At 48.8% G+C, this 19,373-nt stretch carries 22 protein-coding genes; 10 read left to right on the top strand and 12 right to left on the bottom strand.

What is annotated here, in order from left to right; genetic code table 11:
- Positions 1-66: 66 nt before the first annotated feature.
- The 4 genes from OWK27_RS21185 to OWK27_RS21170 all read right to left on the bottom strand — a co-directional run bounded on the left by OWK27_RS21185 (position 67) and on the right by OWK27_RS21170 (position 2,677).
- Positions 67-693: a hypothetical protein gene (locus OWK27_RS21185; protein WP_267591183.1), complete on the bottom strand. Its 627-nt coding sequence runs from the start codon at positions 691-693 to the stop codon at positions 67-69.
- Between the two features lie 21 nt (positions 694-714).
- A complete protein-coding gene (locus OWK27_RS21180) occupies positions 715-1,386 on the bottom strand; it encodes a hypothetical protein (protein ID WP_047345397.1) in 672 nt (223 codons plus the stop codon).
- A 234-nt stretch (positions 1,387-1,620) separates the two neighbouring features.
- The gene (locus OWK27_RS21175) at positions 1,621-2,130 is read right to left on the bottom strand and encodes a transcription termination/antitermination NusG family protein (protein ID WP_047345396.1); all 510 of its coding nucleotides are present in this window, start codon (positions 2,128-2,130) and stop codon (positions 1,621-1,623) included.
- Positions 2,131-2,416: 286 nt separating this feature from the next.
- Positions 2,417-2,677 carry a hypothetical protein gene (locus OWK27_RS21170; RefSeq protein ID WP_032650430.1) on the bottom strand — a complete coding sequence of 87 codons (261 nt, stop codon included), beginning with the start codon at positions 2,675-2,677 and terminating at the stop codon, positions 2,417-2,419.
- A 582-nt stretch (positions 2,678-3,259) separates the two neighbouring features.
- Between OWK27_RS21170 and OWK27_RS21165 the strand changes: the two genes are divergently transcribed.
- The 5 genes from OWK27_RS21165 to OWK27_RS21145 all read left to right on the top strand — a co-directional run bounded on the left by OWK27_RS21165 (position 3,260) and on the right by OWK27_RS21145 (position 8,303).
- Positions 3,260-3,460, top strand: coding sequence for a type II toxin-antitoxin system Phd/YefM family antitoxin (locus tag OWK27_RS21165; RefSeq protein WP_072021765.1), 201 nt, complete (start codon positions 3,260-3,262; stop codon positions 3,458-3,460).
- Positions 3,461-3,762: 302 nt separating this feature from the next.
- Entirely contained in the window at positions 3,763-4,629 is an 867-nt protein-coding gene (gene repA, locus OWK27_RS21160) for an incFII family plasmid replication initiator RepA (RefSeq protein WP_160251400.1), read from the top strand.
- A gap of 1,091 nt (positions 4,630-5,720) precedes the next feature.
- Entirely contained in the window at positions 5,721-6,338 is a 618-nt protein-coding gene (locus tag OWK27_RS21155) for a hypothetical protein (RefSeq protein WP_267591182.1), read from the top strand.
- A complete protein-coding gene (locus OWK27_RS21150; RefSeq protein ID WP_267591181.1) occupies positions 6,292-6,936 on the top strand; it encodes a DUF6710 family protein in 645 nt (214 codons plus the stop codon). The genes OWK27_RS21155 and OWK27_RS21150 overlap by 47 nt, the downstream gene beginning before the upstream one ends.
- Before the next feature lie 257 nt (positions 6,937-7,193).
- On the top strand, positions 7,194-8,303 hold the full coding sequence (locus OWK27_RS21145; protein WP_267591180.1) for a glycosyltransferase family 9 protein: 1,110 nt from the start codon (positions 7,194-7,196) through the stop codon (positions 8,301-8,303).
- Between the two features lie 253 nt (positions 8,304-8,556).
- On the opposite strand, the gene OWK27_RS21140 is transcribed toward OWK27_RS21145, so the two are convergent.
- Entirely contained in the window at positions 8,557-8,982 is a 426-nt protein-coding gene (locus OWK27_RS21140) for a hypothetical protein (protein ID WP_267591179.1), read from the bottom strand.
- Entirely contained in the window at positions 8,975-9,676 is a 702-nt protein-coding gene (locus tag OWK27_RS21135; RefSeq protein ID WP_267591178.1) for a hypothetical protein, read from the bottom strand. The genes OWK27_RS21140 and OWK27_RS21135 overlap by 8 nt, the downstream gene beginning before the upstream one ends.
- Before the next feature lie 172 nt (positions 9,677-9,848).
- Between OWK27_RS21135 and OWK27_RS21130 the strand changes: the two genes are divergently transcribed.
- Complete coding sequence (locus OWK27_RS21130; RefSeq protein WP_267591177.1) at positions 9,849-10,520, top strand: SOS response-associated peptidase family protein; 672 nt, start codon at positions 9,849-9,851, stop codon at positions 10,518-10,520.
- Here the strand turns inward: OWK27_RS21130 and OWK27_RS21125 are convergent.
- The 4 genes from OWK27_RS21125 to OWK27_RS21110 form a co-directional block, all read right to left on the bottom strand.
- Positions 10,487-10,984 carry a thermonuclease family protein gene (locus tag OWK27_RS21125; RefSeq protein ID WP_267591176.1) on the bottom strand — a complete coding sequence of 166 codons (498 nt, stop codon included), beginning with the start codon at positions 10,982-10,984 and terminating at the stop codon, positions 10,487-10,489. The genes OWK27_RS21130 and OWK27_RS21125 overlap by 34 nt on opposite strands.
- Positions 10,981-11,661, bottom strand: a complete 681-nt coding sequence (locus OWK27_RS21120) for a DUF6884 domain-containing protein (protein ID WP_267591175.1) — start codon at positions 11,659-11,661, stop codon at positions 10,981-10,983. Before OWK27_RS21120 ends, OWK27_RS21125 begins: the two co-directional genes overlap by 4 nt.
- Positions 11,658-12,500, bottom strand: coding sequence for a hypothetical protein (locus tag OWK27_RS21115; protein ID WP_267591174.1), 843 nt, complete (start codon positions 12,498-12,500; stop codon positions 11,658-11,660). The genes OWK27_RS21120 and OWK27_RS21115 overlap by 4 nt, the downstream gene beginning before the upstream one ends.
- Before the next feature lie 380 nt (positions 12,501-12,880).
- Complete coding sequence (locus OWK27_RS21110; RefSeq protein WP_267591173.1) at positions 12,881-13,138, bottom strand: hypothetical protein; 258 nt, start codon at positions 13,136-13,138, stop codon at positions 12,881-12,883.
- A 329-nt stretch (positions 13,139-13,467) separates the two neighbouring features.
- Between OWK27_RS21110 and OWK27_RS21105 the strand changes: the two genes are divergently transcribed.
- Genes OWK27_RS21105 through OWK27_RS21095 form a run of 3 tightly spaced genes read left to right on the top strand, consistent with a single transcriptional unit; the run spans position 13,468 to position 16,021 of the window.
- On the top strand, positions 13,468-14,571 hold the full coding sequence (locus OWK27_RS21105; protein ID WP_267591172.1) for a nucleotide-binding protein: 1,104 nt from the start codon (positions 13,468-13,470) through the stop codon (positions 14,569-14,571).
- A 29-nt stretch (positions 14,572-14,600) separates the two neighbouring features.
- A complete protein-coding gene (locus tag OWK27_RS21100) occupies positions 14,601-15,731 on the top strand; it encodes a DUF4238 domain-containing protein (protein ID WP_267591171.1) in 1,131 nt (376 codons plus the stop codon).
- The gene (locus tag OWK27_RS21095) at positions 15,731-16,021 is read left to right on the top strand and encodes a hypothetical protein (protein WP_001535717.1); all 291 of its coding nucleotides are present in this window, start codon (positions 15,731-15,733) and stop codon (positions 16,019-16,021) included. Before OWK27_RS21100 ends, OWK27_RS21095 begins: the two co-directional genes overlap by 1 nt.
- Here the strand turns inward: OWK27_RS21095 and OWK27_RS24315 are convergent.
- Entirely contained in the window at positions 16,018-16,215 is a 198-nt protein-coding gene (locus tag OWK27_RS24315; RefSeq protein WP_000215656.1) for a hypothetical protein, read from the bottom strand. The genes OWK27_RS21095 and OWK27_RS24315 overlap by 4 nt on opposite strands.
- Before the next feature lie 302 nt (positions 16,216-16,517).
- Between OWK27_RS24315 and OWK27_RS21090 the strand changes: the two genes are divergently transcribed.
- Positions 16,518-18,017, top strand: a complete 1,500-nt coding sequence (locus OWK27_RS21090) for an RES family NAD+ phosphorylase (RefSeq protein WP_267591170.1) — start codon at positions 16,518-16,520, stop codon at positions 18,015-18,017.
- Positions 18,018-18,041: 24 nt separating this feature from the next.
- Here OWK27_RS21090 and OWK27_RS21085 read toward each other — a convergent pair whose 3' ends face one another.
- Positions 18,042-18,905, bottom strand: coding sequence for a hypothetical protein (locus tag OWK27_RS21085; RefSeq protein ID WP_267591169.1), 864 nt, complete (start codon positions 18,903-18,905; stop codon positions 18,042-18,044).
- Positions 18,906-19,373 lie beyond the last annotated feature (468 nt).

Here is a 19,373-nt window from a genome sequence, read left to right as displayed (position 1 = left end):
ACTCCGGAGTTAGTTGTTAGTGAAATACAGATATGAAAGGGAGCAGGAAGTGACGAGTCGGGACGGTTATGTTTTTTGAGAGATGATAATGAGGCGGTTCGTTTCGTCATTGAGGGGAAGAGCAACACTGAGCTTCTGTCCACCTTTTAATCTGAGAAGTTGTCGGAAGTTGATAGCGTAACGGGAATATTCATTTTTTGAGCTGCCAGTGGTCCGGGAAAGCTCAACGGTCATCTGCTTTAATGCAGAGTCTGCGGAAAGAGCCGGCGTTATCACTAATGAGAGATCATCCACGTCATTTTCTTTCTTCTTCACCCTTGTCGTTGCGTGTTGTTGAGCGGAGTAATTTGAAACAGAGAAAAGTAATGCCTTGTTGTTGGTTGTGACTCCGGACATATCGTAGAGCAGTCTGACGTCCCCTTTAGCGACCAGTTCCGTGAGTTCGTCTTCCAGTGAAGCGCTGACCGGTCTTAAAGATATTTTTGCACCTGGCTGTTCAAGCAATTCGTTTAGTTCAGGCGTTACGGGAGTGGAAAGCTCGTAAATACTGGCTCTGACAGAAATGTATGCAGTTTCGTTTTTCTGATAATGCCCGATTTCATTACGGTGATTAGCCTGGTTTGAAGTAGTAGTTCCGTTGCAGCCATATAACGCCAGCAGGGAACATAGCACGCCCAATGTATGCATTTTCATGATTAAGCCTCGGCAAAAAGATTAATGAAGGTCAGGGCGCCATACATCCCCGTAGCGGACACCTTCACGAGCACCCCATGCTGACTCCGGCAGTGTGTGATGGCCGATATAGAGTGTGCGAAGAGTAGCTTTGGGTAGTGAGATATCGCGGCCACGGACAACAGAGAAACGATCGAGATAGAAAGACTTTTCTACCTCATCATCTTCATTTTTTTTCAGGAGGAGTTGAAGCGTGACGGGGGAAGTCATTGAGCCTGTCGCGGTAAATGCTTCTTCCATACGGGTAAACTGTAGGATGTGGTTCTTACGATTTCGCTGGCGTTCCATGATTTCAGTTACAACCTGCTCAGGCCAGGGGCAAAGGCAGTGCTTCCAGCCAAGGCCGAGAAGTGAATTAAGGACTGCCCGAAAACGAAACAGATCACAGTTCCCGGTTGAAACAGCGTTGGTCCAGAGCGCAGTCAGGACGTCATCAATGGGACGATTTCGTTCGTTTTCGAGCAACTGCCGGATAGTCATAAACTCGCTACCCATCCCTTTGAATGTTGGTATTCTTCGTGCTCCGCTTAGCCATTCTGCGATGAATCTACGTTTGCCACGCTCTGAGGTTATGTGATGGTTTTCGACTGCCGTACGTAAGGCTACGAGAATGCACCACAAGAGATGGCTGACCTGTTCCTGGGTGGATTGCATGGTTTGTCTCTCTCTGGTTCCGGTTTCTGGCAATGACGTCTGTACCTTCATTCCGCCAGAATGAAAGAAGCCTGAAAGCTGGCTGGCTACAGGAACAGAGGGTGTTCATTGGGCAGGGCCAGCCCAGACATCATTGCCGGAAAACGGTGAAAAAAAGCCCCCGTGAACGGGGGAAACTAAAGGGATGGTGTAAAACTGGTTTGGACCAGCTTAAGAGGCTCGGTTAAGTACATTTTAAAATCCCCACGCATCAGCATGGGTGATCATATCGAACAGCATTGCAGTCCGGGATATGGGATGATCCGTTTTATCTAACTGTGTAAGGCGTTTGTATTGGCTTTTTGTCAGCCAGATATCTGATGCCGCTTCGAGTTCAGCTCTTGCAGCAGGGTGATGAGTCGGGTCGGGGTATTTCTTCATTAACGCTTCGACTACCCTTGTATTCACAGGGGCAATTTTACTGCCGAATTTCACAAAGTCGCAGAATGCAGAGTGCGCCCGAATCATATCTATTTTCTGTGATTCGAAATCTGCCTTAAGGAAGAAATATCCTGGGAAAACGGCCGAGATCCTTTTTCTGAAAACATGCGGGGCATCCGCACGCCGTATTTGCGTTAAGGATAAAGGTGTCCAGGGAGTTATTCTCCTGTCGTATAGCCAGTCGAATAAGTTCTCGCGGTTTTTGCCCCCGGTAATATAGAGAGCAAGATACCATTGTTGGTTACATACAGTCTCAATATTCATTTTTGAACGCTTCGCGCAGAATTGATCCATGAAAGGATAATTCAAATTCAATGGGGTCGAACATACTCAACCATGAAGGCTAAACAGTCTTACTAACAAACACTTAAGTTTGCATGCTGTAGTTCGAACGCCTTCATGGCTCAGGATGCTCTTGTCATGAGTTTCAAAGTTATACTAGGCCGGATCAACTTATAAAACTCAGTTTAATGATCTTAATTTTTTTATTTGTTGTAAAGTAAAATGAGATGAATCTTAAAAAATGTACCCGTTAGGGTACATTCGAAGGTTATTTATTGAGCATTATTACAAATATTGTAGAGAGTAAAGCAACCCTCAGTGCATCACTATTATCCAGTTCGAGTTTCTGCACGCTTCTTTTTATATTCTGCTTAACCGCCTCAACAGTAATATTATAATTACTGGCAATAATACTTTTGGCAACTCCAAATGTATGAAGGAGACAGATTTCAAGTTGCTTTCTCGAAAGTGGTTGAAAATGTTTGTGTACCATTTCAACCGCTTGATTTTGCATAATATTTTGTAACATACCGGTCTCCTATTTAACATAAGTGAATAGGAGTTGACGGTAGAACAGGCAGTTTCTTTAATCTTTTTACGAAAGGGTAAAGCCCTGCATTGAGAATAAGTTTTGTGGATCTGTTCACGTCTGGAACAGCTTTGGGTGATTGGATTGATGTGAAAAATGCTAGGCAGGTAGCAAATGTGGCCATCGTTTCAGCCTCCACGTAGATAGTATCGAAAGCTACCTCGAAGTTTCCACGCTTCTGGTGGTAGCCCAGGCAGGGGTGGAAATACCGGTTACGTGTACCCGGCCAACCTTGACGGTTGCCCCACCTGAGCCACCATTGAGATACAAACGGCGACAGGCAATAAAAAACACGCAAGCGCGTGTTTTTTGTACACGTAAAATCGGGTTTCCACGCCCGGTTGGACATCTATTCCAACTATTACAGGCTACTCAGGAACTAACGTTCAGTCAAGACGGTGGTTTTAAGTTTGTTTTAGATCACAGATCGTTTAAAGATCAACGATAATAAGACTTTCTAAAGTCTAATTGTGGTTCTATACTGAGTCGCATTAGTTAGCTATCTTGTTGTGAGGGCTCTCAATGTCGCGAACGATTCTTTGTAACCGTGTTGCAGGTGTTTCTGAGCTTAAGGCTAATCCAGAAAAACTTGTGACATCGACTGCTGGCGAGGCTCTGGCGATTTTGAGCTACAACAAACCAGTGTTCTACTGTGTGCCACTAGAGCTTTTTGAGAAGATGAAAAAAGCTCTGGAATCCCAGGATTCTCAGGCACATGGTTAATGGTTAGCTCTTGGATTTCTTTAAATTGATCGTTTGGGATCTTAGTGTTAGAGTCCCGACGATTGAGTTCAGGTATGATTGGTAGCCAAGCCATAAGTTGGCAGGATCTGGGGTAGTAAATATCAAACTCCAGATAAAACAAAACCCCGAGAATCTCTTCACCTTGGCCGGACGAGAAGATTAACGGGGTTGCTTTGAAACATACAGAAGTTGTTGCTTCTGTATGGGAGTATAACCCGTGCGCGAAAAAAGACAAGAGATTCCGTGCTTACTCCTTCTGTGCAACATAAGCGCAGGAAGTGGTGAGTAAGCAGAATTCCGAAACCACTACACTTTACCGTCAGGTCAAAAACCCGAATCCGGTATTCACGCCGCGCGAGGGGAAAAAGACACTGCCGTTCTGTCGTAAGCTGATGGCGAAAGCCGAAGGCTTCACGTCCCGTTTTGACTTTGCTGTCCATGTGGCGCGTATGCGTTCAGAAGGCAAACGCAAACGTATGCCACCGTTGTTGCGTCGTCGGTCTATTGATGCCCTGCTCCAGGGGATGTGTTTCCATCATGACCCGCTGGCCAACCGTGTCCAGCGTTCAATAACCAACCTGGCGATTGAATGCGGGTTGGCCACAGAGTCGAAAAACGGCAATCTGTCCATCACCCGCGCCACACGGGCGCTGAAATTTATGGCGGAGCTGGGGCTGATTACCTACCAGACCGAATATGACCCTCAGATTGGCTGCAATATCCCGACCGATATTACCTTCACGCCGGCACTGTTCTCGGTGCTCGATATCTCTGACGTGGCTGTTGTGGCTGCTCGCCGCAGCCGCGTTGAATGGGAAAATCAGCAGCGTAAGAAGCAGAACCTGAAGCCACTGGAGATGGACGAGTTGATAGCGAAGGCCTGGCGGTTTGTGCGCGAACGGTTCCGCAGCTACCAGTCCGAGCGTAAGTTACATGGCCTGAAACGCGCCCGTGCGCGACGTGACGCGGACAGAACCCGTAAGGACATTGTGACCCTGGTGAAGCAACAGCTGACGCGGGAATACGCCAGCGGGCGATTCACCGGCGGTCTTGATGCCATGAAGCGGGAGCTGGAGCGCCGCGTGAAAGAGCGCATGCTGATGTCGCGTGGCAACAACTACACGCGGCTGGCCACCGTCCCCATATAACCCTTCCTGTGTGAAAAATCCGGTTAGCGCCGGAGGGTTTCGCACGTCTGCAGCTCCCGGCTGACGGTTTTCTGCACGAAATGACGGCCGTCCTTCCTGACATTCACCCCATCTCGCCATCAGAATGGCCAGAAATTGCATCAGAGTGCCCACATCTGGTCGCCAGATTCAGTTACCCACAAATAACTGCAAGGGACCTTTCCATAAGGTTACAACCGTTATACTTACAGAGCGCCAGCCGACCTGATTTCAAAGTGCGTGGTTTCCTTTAAAAACCTGCTCTGTACTTCTTTTAAATATCTTTTATTTCATTCATATAAATATATAACCTGTTCGTCGCCTGACCTGTGGACAGGCTCCTGAAAATGCCCGCCCTTGCAGCGGACGTTGTCCGCGCCGGTTCGGTTCAGGCGCTCTGCGCCTGGAGGTAGCACCCGCCAAAAATGGCGGGCAGGGTGCAGTACGTTACAAAGTGCCAATAGCCGATCACTGATCAGCAGTATCCTCAGCTCCGCACATAGACCCACCACTGAAAAGCGCAGCCCCCGGCCCAAAGGGCCGGAAGACATCGCTTTTAATGATGGATGTTGTAACTAGAATCTGAGTCGCTTTAATTCATACTGCGGCAGATACTGTGTGACACGCCCGTAAGCGGTCCTAAAGGCCCGCTAACGCGGAGATACGCCCCGACTGCGGCATACGCCTTGTCGTGACCACTCCGACGGCGCACATCGTTTCCTGTGCCACCTGTCAGCGGGTTATGGCTTAGCAGGGCCAAGGGAGGGATTGGTGGAACCTATCAGAACTGTTACCGGCTGCGCCGGGCTACGGCGCCATTTACGTAGGAGTAATTTTCAGCAACAGAGGGCGCCTTCATGCGCCTTCGGCGCATTTAATGAATGCCTGCGCGCTGCTCGGCATTCTCATATCAAAATCTGGTAGCTGCGTTACCGGCTTTGCCGGCGGCACTGGCCTTCAGTTTCATAGTTAACATCTGCTGGCGCTGTCCTGTAGCCAGGCGGCATACTGTTCCCACATTTAGGAGCAATGAGATCCTCCTACTTAATATTGTCTGACTGAAGGTGTCAGTAATGCAGCTTTTTCACGGAACCAGACATCGTTTTGATAAGTTTGATGTGGCATACAAGGGAACAGGTGAGTCCGGAAACATCGATGCCTGCTGGTTTACGGATAATTTTAAAGGAGCCAGCAATCATGCGTTATTCAAAAACAGAAATCCCGGACTGCCACTGGTTTGCCGGTGTGAACTGAACGCTGGGGCGATTATCGCTAATCACCGGCTGCCGCTCGCAGAGCAGCCCGATATCGCGGCACGCCTGAGAGATGGACTTCCCGTCAGCATTAGTAGCCAACTCAGTGAAGGCTGGGACTGGCATGCCCTGCGCGAGCCTCAGTACAGCACTTACAAAGGGGGGATGCTTTATGTGGGTAACAGGCATGTAGATTCAGATGAAATGATCCGCCTGTACCTGAACTGTGGTATCCAGGGCGTTTATGACTGGGAAGGTATATTTACGGACAGCTATCTTCACGGTACAACTACCGTAATATTTGATACCAGTGCAGTGGCTATTATTGACAAAATCGAGTACGGATCTGACGAATGGCATAGCTGGCTGAGTGAATACCGGGAGAAGAATTGTGTTCTGGAAAGGGAACAGGAAGTACAGCAGGCTCACCACGGCTAAAAATAACTTTGAACATCTGCTGTCGGTTGCGTCTTCGCTGCCGGTCCAGGCTTTGCCGGATTTAATTCGAGCTATGGTCCGCCCTTTGCAGAGTGATTTCCTGCTCGCGGTGGCAGAAGAAGGAACCGATGCCCGTCCGGATTTGACACCCGGGGAGTTTTTCTTTAAAGCCATCACAGAGGTTCAGGACTATAGCCGTATGAAGGCGGGAGAAGTAAATCCAGAAGATTACCCGCTTTCTCTGGCCAGTGATATGGTTCTTCCCTGGCCGTGGAGTCTTTCCCGTTACATCGATAACCTGTCCATGATTGGTACGGCAAAAGGGAAACCATGGCAGCAGGATCTAAATAACCATTATGTTGAACTCTGGCTGCCCTGGCGCATTGGTTTTGTTCGGGGAGGTAATCACTCCATCACGGCAGGTATTCTGGCGGGTGAAGGAACATTAATCCCTGATCGCGTGTGGGACATGTCTTTTCTTTTTGAGCGGATAAGCACCAACGGGATCCACTGGTATGTTGACGGCAAGAAAACTGAAAATGTGAAGTCCTGGCGCACAGCTGCAGTATTTGAGGTCGGTCGATTAATTAATGAATAAGTTTAATTCAAGCTCATTCTTTGCATGCAAAGAACACATTCTAACTACCAAATAGTATAGGCTTAAAGGCAGGCTAGGATCTAAAACAGCACTGAATATAGTAAAGTAGAAAAGACGCTGTAATAACAAAATTGCTATGGAGATTTGGCCGTAAAAATAATAAAGGCATGACTTTTTGGGTTTGCTTATATAATAACTCCTTTATTTTAGAACAAAAATGAATTATGCTAACAAAAAAATATAGTAGGGGAAAGTAAGTGATTCATTGGCTTAAGAAATTAAACAGATCAAGAAATCATCACTTCAAAATATATAAATTTAAATTAAGATTGCAATTAGCATGCATTTTTTCAAATAGAAATCTGATAAGGTTAACGCAGAATAATAAAAAAACCAGAAATATAGTCATACCTTTCATAGGTAAAGGTATAGGCGATGCTATTGTAATCAGTGGTCTTGTTGATATTTTAGCAGAGAACGGATTTAAGGTTTCTGTCATTGCTGACTATAAGATATACTTCCTATTTGAAAGTTGGACAAATCTTGATAACTTGTTTTTATATGACTCACAACAGGTACAAGAGACAATAAAAAATTTAAGGGAATTAGGTTCCTTTATTTTTGTGGATCCTCATGAAATTACAAGTTCAAGCATTGATACTTTCAATATTATTAGACGTTCAAAGCCTGTACGCACAATAGGATTTAACGATAATTATAGCATCTATGATGAGGTAGTGAGCATAACTCAACCAAGAGGACATGTAAGCGGGAAATGTTTAGATTTACTTCTCCATTTAACGGGAAAAACCCCGAACTCATATGATTACGTGGTGCGTATACCAGAAAAAGATAAAATGGAAGCATTGCATATAATTAAAGGCATAGGAGCCAAAAAAATAATAGCATTCGTTCCCTATGGCAGTGTAAGTACACGGTTTTTTTCTGATGAGCAAATACGTTGCATTTTGAATTATTTCTCCCTTCACGCTGATAATTTGCATGTGATTATTATAGGTGAGCAGTCAAAGATTAAGGGAATAAAGGTTGAAGGTAACGCTTCAATAAACTTGGCGTCTTCATTTTTTACAGCGGCGCAATTGATAAAAGAAAGCTGCCTTGTTATATCTCCAGATACTTCGATAGTTCATCTTTCAAATGTATTTAATAAGAGGATGGTATGTTTTTATCCCTACAAAACTGTAGGTGATGTTGCGGATAATGCTGACGTCTGGGGCCCGAATTATTATAACGCTGTACAGGTACGATTATCTGATGAAACGTTAAGTGATGCTGATGCTGACTACATTGTTAGTTGCATTGAAGGAGAGGTTAATAAAATAGTTAACTTTAAAGGAAAGCAATAAAATGTATGACAAATAATATTATGATTGCTAACGGATTTTTAATCTTTAATGCGATAGGTATGTTGAACTGGTTATTTGTTACAGCATGAACCATATTTGGTAAGGATGTAAGTAGGTTAAAAAAATTGGGCTCTTTTCAGAGAGCCCAGTCGGTACGCACAATTTGGAGGCAGATTGAAGAACGGAAAATAGTGTGCGCTAAGAGCGTTTTTTAACCAGTGGTTTTTCATATCCGGTTAAATTGATCCCCATTCTACGTAAAGTCATACACGAGATGTACTGCAATACCTTTTTCGCTTTTAAGATGTCTTACCATCACGGTTTCAGTGCTGTCTGTCCCTTGCCAGCACATATTGTCGATGTTGCAATTACCCTGAGGTTTATAGCCCTGGGATTCAAGGTAAGCATTAATTTTGCTCGTATCCTCAGTGCCATAAAATTTGATTGTATATATATGGGTTGCGGGCCCGGTAATATTTGCAAAATCAAATTCATATTTTGGGGAAATGCGTGGCATTTTTTTCAAAAGTTCGGGGGTATAAAAATCATATTCCCGCTTATCCTGCTCGGTGTAGTGGGCACTGCCCGCAAATTCCATTTGTACATAGGGCCACACCCAGACCAGTGCCACGGTAATGACCGCAAGCATTGCAATGAGAACCCTGAATGAGTTACGCATAAGGTAATGCTCCGCTTTTTGCTTTATCTATATATGAACCATCGGCGCTGATGATGCTGACAATACCTGAATGAAAGTCATTCCAAGGTCTGACTGTTTTCATAAAATTCGGTAACTCACCTTTGCGAGGGCGGGCGTTCGGATATTTATCCGGATCAGGGAACAGTATAGGGATGAATGTTTCATTTTTCCATGAACCTATTTTTCCATAGTAATCCCAGCGTTTAAGGGCATCTGCTTTACTGACCGGACGTAGTAAGTCAAACGGATTCTGGATGCTAACGACACGGTGGAACCCCAGTAAATCAGAAACAAGGTCTTCCCCGCTGAATCCACTGTCGGTTGTCAGGCTGAGGGGAAATGATGACTGTAGTCCTTCGAATTTTCTGGCCAGTGACATCATCATCGCCAGCGCAATGCTTTTACGTTCGGAATATGTGCGCCCACGTTTAATTCGCCAGCTGATAAATTTACCCATTTTCATGGTTCTGGTTGGGTCAATCATGGACTGAGAATAAACAACCTCGTAGTACTCACTTCCGGATGACTCACCGATGTCAATATTTCGCAGCAGTTTCCTGATATCTGTTCCCTGTGCATGTCCTAAATCGACCCATCCCAGAACCTCCGTGTAAATCAGACCGTATGGGCTACCATATTCCCGGCCATCGATAATATCCTGACGTTTACTCATCCTTAATCTCCTCTCCTGGCTGACCGATGAATTTTATCACATGATAATACGCCATAAGTTGAAGGACGTGATTTTAAGAAAAGAGTCTGGTCCACTACGGTTGTGCCGTTACCGCAACACCACTCATGCTTCCCTTTTTCCTATACTTACCCTTTAACGGCAGGAAACGCTTATGTGTGGACGTTTTTCTCAGTCACAGACCCGCGCTGACTACCTGGCTTATCTGGCCGGTGAGGTTGATGCCAGGTTTTCTGCAGTACCGGAGCCTATCGGACGCTACAACGTGGCGCCGGGGACCCGGGTGCTGTTGCTCAGTGAAAGCAAAGACCAGCTGCAGCTCGATCCTGTTCTGTGGGGATATTCCCCGCCGTGGTGGCACAAAGCGCCCCTGATTAATGCCCGTGCTGAAACAGCAGCTGAGGGACGTATGTTTCGTCAGCTGTGGGAACGCGGCCGCGCCGTTGTGTTTGCTGACGGGTGGTACGAGTGGGTGCGCCAGGGGAATAAAAAACAGCCGTATTTTATTTACCGCAGGGACGGTCAGCCCGTGTTCATGGCTGCCATTGGTGCGCGGCCGTTTGGGCTGAGGGATGACGGGGAAGGGTTTGTTATTGTCACGGCAGCTGCGGACAAAGGGCTTCTCGATATCCACGATCGTCGTCCTCTGGTGCTGACGCCGGATGCCGCCCGGGACTGGCTGCGCGAGAGTCTCAGTGGTGACGAGGCGGGCAGGACAGCCAAACAGGGGGCGGTGCCTGCTGAGGCATTCACCTGGCATCCGGTTTCCCCGGCGGTCGGCAACGTGCGCAATCAGGGAGCGTCTCTGACAGAACCTCTCTCCTGATGATGGCTCCGCCAGCGCCAGGGTTCTGTCTGACCCGGAACTGACCAGAGCCCGATACCCTGCCGGCGGGCTTCGGCTTCCAGCTGAGCGTAGTTAGTCCGGGCCGGTTTTCCGTGGTACCGGTATACCCAGGCCAGCCCTTTGCGGATCTGCTCGGCATTCACATCCCTCGCGCCAAGCCACACGGTGCCCAGCCGCCGCCCGTAGCGATCCGTTTCTTCACCCGTGATGGTTACGTTACGCTGCGCCACCATTGATGTGAGTTCCTGCCTGGACCGCTGGCCAAAGGGCTGGTTCTTTTCCGGCGCATCGATGCCGGCAAGACGAACGCGCGTCAGGCGGTTCCCCGTTTCAAGAACCTCAACGGTATCCCCGTCCAGCACGCGAACGATCCGACCGCTGATATCTGCGCTGGCCGGGAAGGTCACCACGAGCAGGAGCATGGCACTGAGTTGCCGGATCATGCATATACCTCACCTGCTGTACTGCTGTTCAGTTTTTCATTACCAATGATCTGCAGGGCGTAACTGACATTCAGTCCGGTCATGTTGGTATTCAGCTCTTTCATCATATCAGCGCTCGCATACCGGACACTGCCCTTCAGGCCGCCCTGGTAGCCTTTGGAGGTGACAACCTGCAGCTGTTCAGGCGTACGTAACGCGTCCCTCCCCGCGAGCAGGTCTGCTTCAACGGCATGCAGGTACACCGGAGAGGCGGCCACCACAAACCGATCGTCAGGCCTCGCCTGCATCAGCGTCCTCAGGGAAGCATACCGTCGTTCAGCAGGCGGGCAAGCTGTCAGGCTTTCCCACAGTCTGCTGTGACTGAACGGCATCGAGGAGAACGTTGCTTCATAAGGGACCACCGGGTCTGATACGTGCAGCAGCCCCAGACCCGCTGAAATCACCCACAGCTCCGCGCCGGTACGTTTTGCAGCCGCAGCAGCCCTGCTCCAGTGCTGGCCCGTATACAGTTCACCGGCTGTTATGGCAGCGCCGTCGTTCCGCGCCCTGGCCAGCCTTTCCAGCCAGACTTCATAAGCATTTCCGGCGTCGTGTTCATATGGAAAGACGGTTTGACCGGCTGTTATGGTTTTGCGGCGCGTGCAGGTGACGATGAGATGGACGTTGCCTGTGTTCATGACGGCATCCCCGCGCTGTCGTCGTTCCAGACGATAACCGTGGCCAGATGGTCCGCCACCTCCTGCCCCGTGTAACCGGCCAGGATCGTCAGCGCCCTGGAGCCTGCGTCACGGGAGAGCGGACTCCGGAACCCGAATCCGTCCGTCATCAGGAGCCACTGCAGACGGTCAGTCCAGCGCTCGCCGGGTTTACGGACCGGCGAAAACACAATCTCCGTCAGTTGTTCGCGGTTGCAGTACAGCTGTCGCCGTTCCAGCTTATCCAGCAGGCTGTTCAGTTCGCGCCGGTCAGCGTCTTCCTGACTCATCTGAGCCCAGCGGATGCGGTGCAGCCGCAGCTCCTGTGCCTGTCCCGACGTGAATCCGGCCCTGGCCAGCAGGGTGTCCAGAGCGGCGCCGGAATCTTCTTCATACCCGGCAGCCGTGAGCGGGAACGCCTCCGGGCTTTCGCGCAGAACGTGCAGCAGCCGCGCCGGTGCCGGCAGCGACCGGAGGGCTTCCTCAGGGCTCACCACGGCAAGGCGAATATCCTCAGTCAGACCGGTGATCCCCTGCGCCTGAAGCGCGACGTCCAGCTGGCGGTACCAGGTGCCGGTCAGGTCTTCCGGCTCGGTACCGTTCAGCGTGCCCGCCTCCGGCGTGGTGCTCTCATTGATCTGCATCCGGACCGCAATACCCGCCCCGTGGCAGGCCTGGAGCCACTGCGCCACCTGAAGGGGATCGCCCGTCATACGCGTCACCTGCCCGGCCGTGTTCCACAGCTGGAGACAGGTGGTCCCGTCGAGGCGGATGACGTAGTCGCCCCGGCACGCCAGGTGCCAGATGCCGTCCAGCTCCACCGGCCGGTCGTGAGCCTCGTCTGCCTGGCCGGGCGGGATCAGGGGCAGAACCCGGACCGTTGTAGCGCGCTGCTCCGCCAGGACGCGCGCCTGTTCGTCAGCGAGAAGCGGGGCGGCCAGCGCACGGCCGGCGTCCGTCAGCCCGACGGCCAGCTGCAGGTTCGGGGCTCGCAGGGTGCGCAGCCAGCCCGCAGCTTCCATGCGCCGGCAGGAGGCGCGGAGATTCGGCCCGTACACCGGGGCGTCCCCGCCCTGCTCCAGCACCCGCTCAATATCCCGCGTGGCCACCGGTCCCGGACGTTTCGCATCCAGGGCGGCCAGCACAATCAGCACCCGTCGCTGCAGCGGTGAAGGCCGGCGCACATTTTTCACATCGTCCATTATTGCTGCCTCATGGTCTGATATTCGTCAATCATCAGCATCAGGCGCTGCCTGTCCGCATCGATGATCTCCGGGGGTGCCTTTGCCGCAACGGCCAGGCCGGACCAGAGTGACAGCACGGCACAGGCCTTTGCCTGTTCGAGTTCCAGACCCGTGCTGTCGAGGATCTCCGTTCTGGCCAGATGTTTTCTGATTGCGGCTTCACATTCGCCCGTCAGGATGTCATAGGGGAGTGAAGTGTTCTGTTCTGGTTCCATCCTGCACGCTCCGTCTGAAAATATCCGCTTAAGTGAATAATCATATCAAGAATGAATTTCAACTAAATTTGTAAGCATCATATCAGATATGATTTTATGATTAATGATAAATATCACATTCAGTATGATTTTATGCATTCGGTTTAATTATCATACCCACTGCGGGTTTTCCGCCGCGAAGATCCGAAAAGATGCTAACACGGAGATAATAGGTTAGGTGGTTCTGTTGTTAGGGTATGGAGAACATTTCTCGAGCCGAGCAAGGGAAATTACTCACACCATTTGCTATGCTAACGGCCACACTAACCAGCCTTTTTTCGGGGTAATACATGCCGTTAGCACAACTGATGCGTGACACTCTTTCCCTTGTTAAGCTAAATGGCGACAGGACTGATGGGATAAAAGGAAGTGTTCAAAAGAATAAGATTTTCATTAGCCGGAGCGATATTGCTATTGAAAAGGGGGATCTGCTTATACGCAGTATGCCGCATGGCGGTACTGAAGAATATATTGTAATCGAACCTAACTTCAGAATGGGTGTAGGGGGTATTCCTGCGACCTATCAGGCTGAGGTGAGACTGAGGGAAAATACAACTACCGAGGAAATGACATCATCCCCTTCCACAGCAGTACCGGAAGCAGTTATTGCCACTGTAAATACATTCATTGCTCTGTGTGTCACCATTGTAAATGAGGGCGCATCAAGTCCTGATAAATATGTTTCGCAGTTTTATCGCTTGCGTCAGGAATTACTTGAACTCGATAATATTATCACCATTCCTTCATGGATCAGATTCTCCATGTCACCCGCTGACATTAAGAATAATGTTGGCTTAAACGTCACAGGTGGCGATGGAGCTTGGGGGCGAAGACGACAGTATTTACAGAGCGAATCGATGAAAATACTTTCAAGCTATAAAACTGCTCCAATTATTGAGCATTCTGTTAGTGAGAATAAAATAAAAAATACTGAGCAAGTCAGCGGGTTGACAACGATGGCAAGCGATGCAGGGTTAAACATGAAGAAGAAAGTATTCATTGTCCATGGGCACGATGATAAACTAAAAAACGAGGTTTACATTTTTCTAGCAAATGAAGGTTTCCAGCCTGTCATACTTCATCATGAAGCCAATGAAGGACAGACCATAATCGAGAAGCTTGAGAAGCATATCGACACTGTATCCTATGCAGTGGTGCTTTATACTGCCTGTGATGAAGGGAAAGCCAAGAATGAAACTGAACTAAAAAAAAGAGCCCGGCAGAATGTTGTTTTAGAACACGGCTGGCTCATGTCCAAGCTATCGCGTAAATTCGTCGCTGCGATAGTTGAAGATGGCGTTGAATTTCCTGGAGACCTGTCCGGAGTGGTCAGAATATCTGCCTCAGACTGGAAATATGATCTGTCTAAAGAATTAAAAGTGCTCAATAATTAAATTGTATTCAGTGATGTAAGGATACTATTATGGGATACACCAGAAATCAGCACATGCTCTCACAGTGGTTTCTCAGGAACTTCCGCAGTGATGATACGGCACAGAGTCCGAAGGAGAAGCAACGGGTCTGGGCCCACGTTGTGGTTCCTACGGCAGAAGGCAAAAATGACATAAAGGACATCCCGCTACCGATATCCAGCGTGGCCGTCTGTAAGGACTGCTTTCGTCTTACCGACGGTGACACAGGTGAGGTGTTTGATATCGAGCATGAGCTCAGTGATTATGAACAGGATATGGCTTTGCTTGTCCGGGATCTGGTTCAGAACCATAACTTCCCGCGTCTGGCTAACTGTGACACTGATGATTTTCCGGTAGAGAAGCTTGCAAGTTTTGCTATATTTCAGATGTTACTTAACCTCAATAACCCGCAAAGCAGATTTCCGAGTAAAAATGAGTTATTTCAGTCATTTATTAACCCAGTAAAAAACAACCTTCAGCATATCATTTCCGAAACAATTTCTTTGTCTGACGTTATGCCGGAGCTGGCGGCTTTAAGTATCTATCAGAAACTGATTCGTATAGCTCGTTCTTCTTCTGGGGATGACGAAAAAGCTAGGGCCATGTTTGTATTATTTTCCCTTCTCGCACTTCAGGGAAAAATAACAATGATTGACACTATGGCCTGGCTACGCGGAGAGGTTTTTTCCGGAATACATCGTGTGGATATATTTCATACCGGGCACCACTTTGACAGTACAGAACCACGTCCGGTGTTTACAGTATCACCTAATGTATTTTGCAAAATGACAGAAGAACGAGTCCTGTACCTTCCCCTTGCTCATAATTTGGCTCTTAAGTTTTATCAGTACCCGGAACACGGGTTTTTCACCCCACTGGAAATTAATGTATTCAGCCCGGATCCTCAGAAACTACTTACAAAAGACATATCACGAATCAAAGTTTATAAATGCTCCTATGATTATATTGATCAGGTTATGTCAACAATTGATATGTATAACGTCGGATTTTCAAATATTATTTATTCTAGCTGGCAGCTCAGTGATGTTGAAAATTATCTGAGGCTACAGAACGAACATCATGATACTTATTATCTTCCGGAACATCCCGTTTGCTGGACTGTATCCAGGGAGAAAGGGTGATGGCCCTGACCCCGGAACAGATAAGTTGCCGACAGCAGCTCGTGGCAATGGGTGACTTCAATGCCCATACCCTGCTGCCCGGAGAGGAGTGGACCAGGCCAGAAAACGCTGATGTCCGGCACGTTCTGTCGCTGATCCCCCTGACGGACATCCAGCTGGCTAACCGGCTGGATGTGGACGAACGCACCATCCGCAAGTGGAAATCCGGCGAGACCAGTATGGTATTCACCACCTGGTGCTGCCTGTGCTGGCTGGCCGGGCTGGGAATGCTGCTGGAAGAACCGGCTTAGCCGGTTCTGATGCGTTTCCAGATTCTTTTGAGTATGAAGCGTCGTTGATATCGCCATTGTGAACGGTAGATATGGGGGAGTCGATCATAGTTCTTCCAAAACAAGGTCCAGCCTTTATAGGCACCAACAAGTAGGGCAATGAGAGAGCCAGTTTTTAAGAGGCCAAAGAAAACGGCCATGAGAAATACAGTCATACGATGTTCCTTATGTAAAACTGTATTTAGGAAATCCGAAGCGGCCTTTAAGGCCGGTCAGTGAAAAAACTGAAAAAAAGTTTCCCGTTCCTCTTTGTTGCTGTATCAGGCTTAGTCAGTCGTGAATTTTGCCCCTCAGGCAATAATCTGTTCACCGCAACAATGTTCCGCTTTTTGTGACTTTCCGCCAACAATCTCTCTTCTCTCCTCCGCAGATCCGATTTCTGGCAAATTCGGAAATATAAGTCAGGTTACGTCTGGTACACTTCCTGAGCAGAGTTTTATCTCGGAGAAAGCCTTTTATGAATGTGGAAGAGTCAGAGCAGCGCTGGGTTTGTGCTTGTTGTATTGGCGAAGAATTTTTACGCCACAGGGTCGAGAAAGAAGGACGTATACAAACCTGTGATTACTGCGATGAGATTCACACCTGTTTTTCCCTGGAGGAGGTATGCGACCTGACAGAAAAGGCTATTGAAGCTCATTTTTACCGGACTGACACTGAACCGAACGATATGGAGTATGCCAGTCTTCGTCATATTGACGGTTATGAGTGGTTCCGTGAGGGGGAGAATGTAGTGCAGCTCATTGAAGATTTGCTCCAGTCTCGTCGTGCACTCGCAGACGATATTCAGCAGCTGCTCGAATACAGACATTCAGATTTTGATTCCGATGTGATGGGACTTGAGACCGAGTTTGCCCGCGAGTCCTGTTACGCAGAACGCAAACAGATCAGTACCGGCCGTCTCGATTCCATGTGGATAAATTTTGTTACCTCCCTGAAAACAGAATCACGCTTCATCAATAATGCCGTGAGCTCCACCCTGGACGGTATATTCCAGGGGGTAGAGACAATGCGCGCCCGTGGAAAAGAACCTGTGATCATTGACGCTGGACCAGGTACAGCTATCCCGTCACTGTACCGTGCCCGGTGGTGCCGGAATCATCATGAGCTGGAGCAAATACTTGTGACGCCGGACAAAGAGTTAGGTCCGCCGCCGCATCAGTTCAGCGGCGCTAACCGTATGAGTGCAAAGGGCATTTCGGTATTCTATGGTGCCAGTTCAGTCGATACGGCTATATCTGAGATACGTCCACCGGTAGGCTGCAAAGTGGTGTGCGCGAAGTTCAGTCTTATCCGGTCGCTCCGTCTCCTGAACCTGCCGGCGCTTGAAAGTGTTCTGGAGAGCGGAAGTCTGCTTGATCCGGACTACATAAAAAGACGTGAGCAGGCCGCATTCCTGTCCACATTTACCAGCCGGATTGTCGAGCCGGTTCTGCCTGGCGAAGAAGATTTCAGCTATATACCAACTCAGGTCATCGCTGAATACCTGGCAGATCCTCTCCGCTTTAATCTTGACGGTATCCTGTATCCGTCCGTGCAGTTGCCGGGGGCGGATCGGGAGGAACGGTACAACGTTGTGTTGTTCCATAAAGCCTCCCGTGTCGCCTTTATGACGCTACCGGCAAAGGATGACTGCATGATCAGATATGGCCATCAGTATGCCGAAGACGAATGGGAGACTGATATCTGTGTGACAGAGGTTATCTCTGCTCAGGAAGATCCTCCTCCAGCCAGGCATGATCTGTCTGACCTTTCACTTCCCGACGACCCACGGGAGCCTGCTCTGGAGATAGATCTCGATTCTGTCAGCGTTCACGGTATACGGGCAGCCCGGTTTGAATACTCCACTGATGCCGTCAGGCGGAGCACATACCACTATACTCCGCGGACTTCAGAACCAGCCGGTACTATAACTCAGTTATGGGACACCGCCTCTGGTCATGACGATTTTCCGTTCTGATGCAGAATCAAGCCGCTCTCATTTTCAGATCATGTGGAACTGACGGCTCTTCACCATCAGTTCGAGTCCGTTAAGATCGAACTGATGGTTACTGCGGATATTCTGGTACACCTCAAGCATGACGGCGTACTTATCTGTCAGATCCTTGTCATTACGCAGACCGTAATCGCCGATGCGGTGATCACCTTGTCCGTTATCAATCCAGTTAAGCAGCGACCACATGTCAATCTGCAGCGCATAGTCTTCTGTGTCAGGATACCCCTTGAAAGTTAACTGCAGTCCGTTGTCTTCTACATAGCCCTGAATGCGGGCCAGCGCGTCGCGGGTCTTCTGGTCATTCCAATCGTTCACTGTTTTCTCGGCCGCGGCAAGTACCATGCTGATATTCGAGAACATGTCACGAAGCGCTATCACGCTGTCCAGGGTATTACAGATCACCGGACTGGGCTGCGGATTCATCAGAGATACAATCATGTCCTGGCCCAGGTTAGGGTTAATGGCTTTCAGGTGCACGGCATCGAGCTCAAAGAACCATGTCATGCGTTGCAGATAAACCTGACGCACCAGAGCTTCTGCTGTGACAGTACTGGCGACACGATTGTTATAGCCATAAGTGGGGTTGATAGGCTGGACAGAACGTCCGTCTTTACCGCACTCCATACGCAGCAACTGGCAGAGCTGGAAAAAGATGTTCAGGCGCGCTGACAGGGGAAACATCTCCGCTTCCTGGCTGGCCGGAGTAAATTTCCCGCGAACACCCTGCGCTATAAACGAACGCAGAACATCCGAGCGGGACGGCTTATACTGACCGTCAATGTTGTTAATGAAATTATCCAGCTCATCAAGTTGCTGCTGAGGAAGACGGAGTTCAATACGTTGGTCTTTCATGTCCACGGGGGCCTCACTTGGTTTCGTTTATCTGGTTTTATTACATTTGCGTACGTTCACAAACTGTAAATGTACGGGTTAAACCCGTACGCGTCCAGTAAGAATGCGGTTTTATTTTGTCTGTTTCCACTGAGATCCGAAAACTTATTGTTCCGGAACCTGAAAGGGATTTCTACAGACCCCAGGAAGTAGCCCGGATCAGACTGTACCCTCCGCCAGCATTCAGTCCCAACGTATTAAACTTCTGATGATTCTTATCATCCCATCACGATCAGATATCACTTTTACCAGTAAGACAGATGTTCGTTATACTGCTTCTGTGAAATCTTTTGTTACAAGTTTACGTGTAAATTTACCCTCACCCATAATAATTTCATAATTGTCTGGAAAAGCATCGCTCTCGTACTTGAGATGACGGTAATCTTTTAGACAACCTGTCGATCGGCAAATCTGACAAAAAATGTCAAC

The sequence above is a fragment of the Enterobacter cloacae complex sp. 2022EL-00788 genome (genome assembly GCF_026627565.1).
Taxonomy (GTDB): Bacteria; Pseudomonadota; Gammaproteobacteria; order Enterobacterales; family Enterobacteriaceae; genus Enterobacter; species Enterobacter pasteurii.
Note: the sequence above shows the minus strand (reverse complement) of the source record. Positions and strands in the feature narration are given on the sequence as shown.

Coding starts and splice junctions, on each gene's coding strand:
- OWK27_RS21185 (WP_267591183.1), bottom strand. CDS start 693: ATGAAAATGCATACATTGGGCGTGCTATGTTCCCTGCTGGCGTTATAT.
- OWK27_RS21180 (WP_047345397.1), bottom strand. CDS start 1,386: ATGCAATCCACCCAGGAACAGGTCAGCCATCTCTTGTGGTGCATTCTC.
- OWK27_RS21175 (WP_047345396.1), bottom strand. CDS start 2,130: ATGAATATTGAGACTGTATGTAACCAACAATGGTATCTTGCTCTCTAT.
- OWK27_RS21170 (WP_032650430.1), bottom strand. CDS start 2,677: ATGTTACAAAATATTATGCAAAATCAAGCGGTTGAAATGGTACACAAA.
- OWK27_RS21165 (WP_072021765.1), top strand. CDS start 3,260: ATGTCGCGAACGATTCTTTGTAACCGTGTTGCAGGTGTTTCTGAGCTT.
- OWK27_RS21155 (WP_267591182.1), top strand. CDS start 5,721: ATGCAGCTTTTTCACGGAACCAGACATCGTTTTGATAAGTTTGATGTG.
- OWK27_RS21140 (WP_267591179.1), bottom strand. CDS start 8,982: ATGCGTAACTCATTCAGGGTTCTCATTGCAATGCTTGCGGTCATTACC.
- OWK27_RS21135 (WP_267591178.1), bottom strand. CDS start 9,676: ATGAGTAAACGTCAGGATATTATCGATGGCCGGGAATATGGTAGCCCA.
- OWK27_RS21130 (WP_267591177.1), top strand. CDS start 9,849: ATGTGTGGACGTTTTTCTCAGTCACAGACCCGCGCTGACTACCTGGCT.
- OWK27_RS21125 (WP_267591176.1), bottom strand. CDS start 10,984: ATGATCCGGCAACTCAGTGCCATGCTCCTGCTCGTGGTGACCTTCCCG.
- OWK27_RS21120 (WP_267591175.1), bottom strand. CDS start 11,661: ATGAACACAGGCAACGTCCATCTCATCGTCACCTGCACGCGCCGCAAA.
- OWK27_RS21110 (WP_267591173.1), bottom strand. CDS start 13,138: ATGGAACCAGAACAGAACACTTCACTCCCCTATGACATCCTGACGGGC.
- OWK27_RS21105 (WP_267591172.1), top strand. CDS start 13,468: ATGCCGTTAGCACAACTGATGCGTGACACTCTTTCCCTTGTTAAGCTA.
- OWK27_RS21100 (WP_267591171.1), top strand. CDS start 14,601: ATGGGATACACCAGAAATCAGCACATGCTCTCACAGTGGTTTCTCAGG.
- OWK27_RS21095 (WP_001535717.1), top strand. CDS start 15,731: ATGGCCCTGACCCCGGAACAGATAAGTTGCCGACAGCAGCTCGTGGCA.
- OWK27_RS24315 (WP_000215656.1), bottom strand. CDS start 16,215: ATGACTGTATTTCTCATGGCCGTTTTCTTTGGCCTCTTAAAAACTGGC.
- OWK27_RS21090 (WP_267591170.1), top strand. CDS start 16,518: ATGAATGTGGAAGAGTCAGAGCAGCGCTGGGTTTGTGCTTGTTGTATT.
- OWK27_RS21085 (WP_267591169.1), bottom strand. CDS start 18,905: ATGAAAGACCAACGTATTGAACTCCGTCTTCCTCAGCAGCAACTTGAT.